Genomic DNA, 6,431 nt, shown 5'->3' on the forward strand with positions numbered 1-6,431 from the left:
AGGATACAGGCGATGGAATCGAGGCTGGATAGCATGGAGCAAGTGTGTGCGAGAGGCGTCGCCGAGGGCGAAGCCAGTGAGTGGGAAGCGGATCGGCCGAAGGAAGAGTGCGGGGTATTCGGCATTTTCGGGCATCTGAGAGCTGCTGAGTTGACGTACTATGCGCTCATCGCACTGCAGCACCGAGGTCAAGAGGCGGCTGGCATTGCTAGCATTTCGGAGACTGGTATGCACAGTCACAAAGCACTGGGCCTCGTGGCGGACGTGTTCTCGCGCGGCCGTGTGGAAGAGTTGATGGGGTCGGCGGCGGCGGGGCACGTTCGCTACTCCACAGCAGGCGAGAACACGGTACAGAATGCTCAGCCCATCACGGTCTCTACGCATCGCCGGCACTTAGCCATCGCCCACAATGGCAACCTTGTCAATGCGCGGCGCTTGCGCATTATGCTCGAGGAGCGAGGCAGTCTCTTTCAATCGACCAGTGACACCGAGGTGATAGCCCATCTCATTGCTAAGTCGGCTGAGCAAGACATTCTCGACGCAGTTCGCGACGCAGTGACGCGCATCCAAGGAGGATTTGCCTTGGTTATCTTGACCGATGACCGCCTGATTGCGGTGCGCGATCCGCTTGGCCTCCGCCCACTCGTCGTGGGTCGCGTTGGTGAGAGTTATTGTGTTGCCTCGGAGACTTGTGCGTTTGAGACGGTGGGAGCTCAGTTTGTGCGGGATGTTCGACCGGGGGAAATGCTCAGCATCGACCGGGATGGTTTAGCCAGCTATGCCTATGCCAATGTGCAACGAAAGCGTATGTGTACCTTTGAACACATCTACTTTGCTCGGCCAGACAGCGATATTGATGGGTGGAACGTGCATTCGCTGCGCAAGCGACTAGGTGCTCTCCTCGCAGAAAACCATCCCGCTCTTGGCGACATCGTCATTGGTGTGCCGGATTCGAGTATCTCCGCTGCGTCGGGGTATGCCGAAAGGAGCGGTGTACCATTTGAGATGGGGTTGGTGAAGAATAAGTACATTGCGCGCACGTTCATTCAACCTTCCCAGGAACTGCGCGACTCTGGCGTGCGCATGAAGCTGAACGCCGTGCGAAGCGTAGTGGACGGTCGACGCGTGGTACTCATCGACGACTCAATCGTGCGCGGAACGACGAGCCGGCGCATTGTGCAACTATTGCGCGATGCTGGCGCGACAGAAGTTCACCTGCGCATTTCGTCGCCACCTTATCGCAATCCATGTCACTATGGCATTGACACCGCCTCGAAGAAACAATTGATTGCGGGCACTCACACGATTGATGAAATTTGTCGGGAGGTCGAGGCGGATTCACTCGAATTCCTCACCGTTGAGGAACTGATGCAAGGCTTTGGATACGATGGCCCCGAACTTGATGCGGTTCCGTTTTGTAATGCCTGCTTCACGGGCGATTATCCCACGCTGTTGCCAGATGCTGAAGCAGACCGCGCCGGGACAGGCGAGACTGGCACGTTTGTATCCTTGTGATCGTTTCGCGTCCGTAGTGGCGACAGGAGACGGATTGTAGTTCTTCGTCTGCAGTCGGGGGCGTGCCAATGCGAAGGGTGCCATCCGAACATCCTTCTGAGAACAGATGGAATGGACCACCCAGTAAGGTTTGGAAAAGGGGGAATAGGGTGATGGTTGATGCGTACGAAGCTGCGGGCGTTCACATTGACGCTGGCAATGAAGCTGCAAAGCGTTATGCCAAGCTGGCGGAAAACACGGCTGTACCGGGGTTGCTTGGAAGAATCGGAGGGTTTGCCGGTGGATTTGCTCTCGACTTAGAAAAATATCCGGAACCCGTTCTCTTTTCGGGCACGGATGGCGTCGGTACCAAATTGAAATTGGCCTTTCTTTCCAATCGTCATGACACGATTGGCATCGACTGCGTTGCGATGTGCGTCAATGACATTTTAACCTCTGGAGCCAAACCGTTGTTCTTTTTGGATTATTTGGCCACGGGACAGTTGAATGTGGATGTTGCGGAACAAGTGGTGGCCGGAGTGGCCGAAGGTTGTCGGCAAGCTGGTTGTGCACTGGTCGGTGGTGAAACCGCGGAAATGCCAGGGATGTACGCTGCCGGAGAATACGACATTGCGGGTTTCGCCGTTGGGGTGGCCACCAAGTCGCACATCGTCGACGGGAGCGCCATTGAAGCAGGCGACGTATTGATTGGGTTGGAAAGTAACGGCGTTCACTCGAACGGATATTCCTTAGTCCGCAAGTTGTTGTCCGATCATGGCGTGGACGGGTCAACTTACATTCCTGGCTGGCGTGGTACGGTCTATGACGAGTTGCTGAGACCTACGCGCATTTATGTAACTTCCGTATTGAAAATTTGTGATGAGGGACTTCCGGTTCGAGGAATGGCGCACATCACGGGTGGCGGTTTGGTGGAAAATGTTCCGCGTTCTTTGCCGCCTGGGCTCACCGCACAAATCCAATTGGGTACATGGACACTTCAGCCGGTCTTTCAATGGTTGCTGAATGCGGCTGGGTTGTCGTTCGAAGCAGGCGCGCGCATCTGGAATTTAGGTATCGGCTTTGTCTTAGTCGTTCGCAAAGGAGCCGAGCAAGACATCTTGCAGCGCTTGCAGGAACTTGGGGAGACGGCTTACTGTATCGGTCAGGTGGTTTCTGGTGAGAGCATACAGTGGACTGGAAGTTTCGAGACATCCGAGGCAAACTAGTGGCACGGAAAGGAAGTAGAGGATTTGAAAAAGTGGGCATTGGTCAGTGTCTTCGACAAAACTGGCGTCGTTGAATTGTGCCGGGATTTGTCGGATTTGGGGTATTCTCTGCTGTCTACGGGAGGTACGGCGCGGCACTTGCGCGAGGCGGGGTTACCTGTCACGGATGTCGAGTCGTACACGGAATTTCCGGAGATGATGGATGGGCGGGTCAAAACCTTGCATCCAAGAATTCACGGTGGACTGTTGGCCTTGCGGGATAACCCTTCCCACGTGGAAAGCATGGACAAGCATGGTATCGAGTCCTTGGAGATGGTCGTCGTCAATCTCTATCCGTTTTCTGCGACGGTTGCAAGGCCTGAGGCAACGTATGAAGAATGCGTGGAGATGATTGATATTGGTGGACCATCAATGTTGCGCTCTGCCGCAAAAAATCATCGTTTTGTCATTCCGTTGGTCGATCCCGCTGACTACGCTGAAGTTATCACAGCGCTTCGCGCGGACGGTTTGTCGATGGAGCACCGCAAAAAGCTGGCTGCCAAAGTCTTTGCAGAGACCGCCGCGTATGATGCGGCTATTGCCAATTACCTGCAAGGACCCGCGGATGACATGGAGTTCCCCGCCTCTTTTCAATATTACGGCGTGAGTCGCCAACCACTTCGCTATGGTGAAAATCCACATCAAGTTGCTCACTTTTACGCAGATGCAGACGCTTCCGCGGCAACGATCGCCGGCGCGAAGCAACTTCAGGGGAAAGAACTCTCGTACAATAACATCCAGGACGCAGACGCTGCCTTGCAAATTTTGCGCGGCTTTGATGATTTTGAGACACCAACTGCGGTCGCTGTTAAACACATGAATCCGTGCGGTATTGGACTCGGGGACACCCTTCTGGAAGCTTACCAGAGGGCTTATGAAGCCGACGAAATTTCTATTTTTGGTGGAATAGTGGCCGTCAATCGGGAAGTAGACGGAGAGTTGGCTACATTACTCTGCCAATTGTTTTTGGAAATTGTCATCAGTCCTCATTTTAATTCGCAAGCGCGCGAAATTTTTTCGAAAAAGAAAAATGTTCGGCTTCTCGAAGTGGATATGAAGGCTCCTCTTTGGAACCCATTACAGAAGCAATTTCGACGCGTGACGGGCGGCCTCTTGGTGCAAGCCGTAGACGATGCAGTGCAATCGGAGTGGACGGTTGTAACCATGCGTCAACCTTCTGAAGAAGAGAGCCGAGCACTTCAATTTGCTTGGCGAGCGGTCAAGTACGTCAAGTCCAACGCGATTGTCATCGCGCGCGACATGCAGACCATCGGGATTGGCCCTGGTCAAACCAACCGCGTAGGTGCAGCTAGGATTGCGCTTGCCGCTGCCGGCGCGTCAGCACGGGGAGCCGTGCTGGCTTCTGACGCGTTTTTCCCTATGCGTGACACGGTAGATGCAGCGGCAGAAGCGGGCATCGCCGCCATTGTGCAGCCGGGAGGTTCCATTAAAGATGCGGAGAGTATTGCGGCCGCGAACGAACATGGAATTGCTATGGTCTTCACCGGACAACGACATTTTCTGCATTGAGGAGGATGGCATGAATAGGAAGTCAATCTTAGAGGCTATCTCGGAAGAAGCAGAGTTGCGTATTTTAGTGGTCGGATCGGGAGCGCGTGAACATGCTCTGGTACGTGCGTTGGCGGCTAGTCCACGACAGCCGCGAATCTATGCGGCCCCGGGAAACCCAGGGATTCAGGAAATGGCAACTGTCGTCAACATTGGCGTCGTTCAGGTGAAAGAATTATTGGACTTTGTATTAGAATCCAGAATCCACTTAGTGATCGTCGGTCCAGAAGCTCCGCTTGCACTGGGTCTGGTGAATGTTCTCGAGGAACGAGGCATTTTGGCGTTTGGTCCTACCCGTGAAGCGGCGCAGTTGGAATGGTCCAAGGCGTTTGCAAAAGACCTGATGCGAGAAGCTGAAGTTCCGACAGCGGCATTCGCGTCTTTTTCAGAGTATCAAGATGCACTGGATTATGTGCAGAATTGTGACATCCCGGTGGTCATTAAAGCCGACGGATTGGCCGCGGGCAAGGGCGTTGTCGTTGCGCCTACGCGCGAGGAGGCGAAAGCTGCACTGTCTGCTCTGTGGCCGAGTCAAGCAGACGGTGAGTTGAAGGGCGGCCCACACGTGGTCATTGAAGATTGTTTGCAAGGACACGAGGTGTCTTTGATGTACTTTGTGGACAGCCAGACCGTCATACCGATGCCCGGTGCGCGCGACCACAAACGGATCGGAGAAGGGGATACTGGGCCAAACACAGGTGGCATGGGCGTTTTTGCGCCAGTTCCATCGTTGTCTCCAGCAATGGTGCAACGCGTGACAGACACGATTGTGCGGCCGACGCTTGCTGCGCTACGTCATCGTGGGGTGATTTATCGCGGTGTCTTGTATGTTGGGTTGATGATGACAGACGATGGACCGAAGGTCGTGGAGTTTAACGCGCGTTTTGGCGATCCGGAGACGGAAGCTGTATTGCCTATGCTTGCCTCTGATTTACTCGATATTTGCTTTGCCGTCGCCACCGACACGCTGTCCGGACTTGACGTTGTATGGCGCGATGAGTCCTCTGTGTGCGTGATTCTCGCATCCGAAGGGTATCCGGTAGAGCCACGAACGGGTGCAAGAATTAAACTTTGCACCTGCGGTCAAGGCGAACATCTTTACCACGCCGGCACCGCGCTGGATGCCAAGGGGAATTTGGTGGTCGCGGGAGGTCGAGTGTTGGCTGCGGTTGGGGTTGGTCGAACGCCGGATGAGGCTGCCGAGAAAGCCTATCGACTCGCCGATGAATGCGACTTTGCTGGCAAATACATGCGCAGGGACCTGCTTCACGACTTGCATGAGTAACCGCGTATCCGAACAAGTAGCTGTTTTCTGTCCCCGCCTGTCGATCCGCTCATTCGATTGGACAAAAAGTTGGCGCCTATTATAGGCGCCAATAGGGGTGATACTGGGATACAGGATCCTCAACAGGATGCTACAAGACTAGCACACTCAAACGCTTTATGGACCTTACAAGTTGTTAAGGTTATACCCTTCAAATTTCCTGTTACATATTCTCGCTCGATTGCATATCCGCGCGTAAAATATACCCATAACCTCGTACGGTCAAAAGATAATCTGGTGTGGCGGGGTTTTTCTCAACGATACGCTTAACACGACTCACATAGACGTAAAGTTCGTCGCGACTCACCAGGTGATGACCCCAGACCTCGTGAATTAAATCGTCGGTGGAGACCGGAATATTCAGGTGCTTTGCTAGGTAGTGTAGGAGTCGAAATTGTAGTCTCGACAAACTGTACACCATGCCATCCCGTACGACCGCCTCCAGCTTGACATCGATATAGAGACCAGGTCCTAGGTGGATCTGCGAATCTGAACCGTTCAACCTGAAGTGCTCCTTCCATGGGTCGTGGGAGGTATGTCATCCCGCTCCTCTTGCTCTATGTCCTCAGTGTCTATCTGTTCTCTATCCGATAATAACAGATGAAGGGTGGTTCTCGGTAGAGCTTGTGTAAACATAGTATCCGCCTTTGTGTCGGAAAGCAGTCTGGTCCGTTTTTGGACCTGTGGCATAAATTGGTTTGAAAAAAAGCGAAGAAAAGTCGGGAGAAAGACTTGCAAAAGGAGCGAGGGCGAGGTAAGATAGTCGCTGTCGCTTCACC

General features: G+C 53.7%; 5 protein-coding genes. 4 read left to right on the plus strand and 1 reads right to left on the minus strand.

Annotation, left to right across the window (positions count from 1 at the left end; all coding sequences use genetic code 11):
* Window positions 1-12: 12 nt before the first annotated feature.
* The 4 genes from purF (at window position 13) to purD (ending at window position 5,613) form a co-directional block, all read left to right on the plus strand.
* Complete coding sequence (gene purF, locus M4I36_RS07765) at window positions 13-1,515, plus strand: amidophosphoribosyltransferase (RefSeq protein ID WP_374985754.1); 1,503 nt, start codon at window positions 13-15, stop codon at window positions 1,513-1,515.
* Between the two features lie 152 nt (window positions 1,516-1,667).
* Window positions 1,668-2,720 (plus strand): phosphoribosylformylglycinamidine cyclo-ligase, encoded by a 1,053-nt coding sequence (gene purM / locus M4I36_RS07770; RefSeq protein WP_258111172.1) that lies wholly within the window; start codon window positions 1,668-1,670, stop codon window positions 2,718-2,720.
* Window positions 2,721-2,744: 24 nt separating this feature from the next.
* Window positions 2,745-4,289 (plus strand): bifunctional phosphoribosylaminoimidazolecarboxamide formyltransferase/IMP cyclohydrolase, encoded by a 1,545-nt coding sequence (gene purH / locus M4I36_RS07775; RefSeq protein ID WP_258111165.1) that lies wholly within the window; start codon window positions 2,745-2,747, stop codon window positions 4,287-4,289.
* A 10-nt stretch (window positions 4,290-4,299) separates the two neighbouring features.
* Window positions 4,300-5,613: a phosphoribosylamine--glycine ligase gene (purD, locus tag M4I36_RS07780; RefSeq protein WP_258111166.1), complete on the plus strand. Its 1,314-nt coding sequence runs from the start codon at window positions 4,300-4,302 to the stop codon at window positions 5,611-5,613.
* Window positions 5,614-5,815: 202 nt separating this feature from the next.
* On the opposite strand, the gene M4I36_RS07785 is transcribed toward purD, so the two are convergent.
* Window positions 5,816-6,154 carry a winged helix-turn-helix domain-containing protein gene (locus M4I36_RS07785; protein WP_258111167.1) on the minus strand — a complete coding sequence of 113 codons (339 nt, stop codon included), beginning with the start codon at window positions 6,152-6,154 and terminating at the stop codon, window positions 5,816-5,818.
* Between the last annotated feature and the right edge of the window lie 277 nt (window positions 6,155-6,431).

It is taken from the genome of Alicyclobacillus sp. SP_1 (assembly GCF_024706985.1).
Taxonomy (GTDB): Bacteria; Bacillota; Bacilli; order Alicyclobacillales; family Alicyclobacillaceae; genus Alicyclobacillus_I.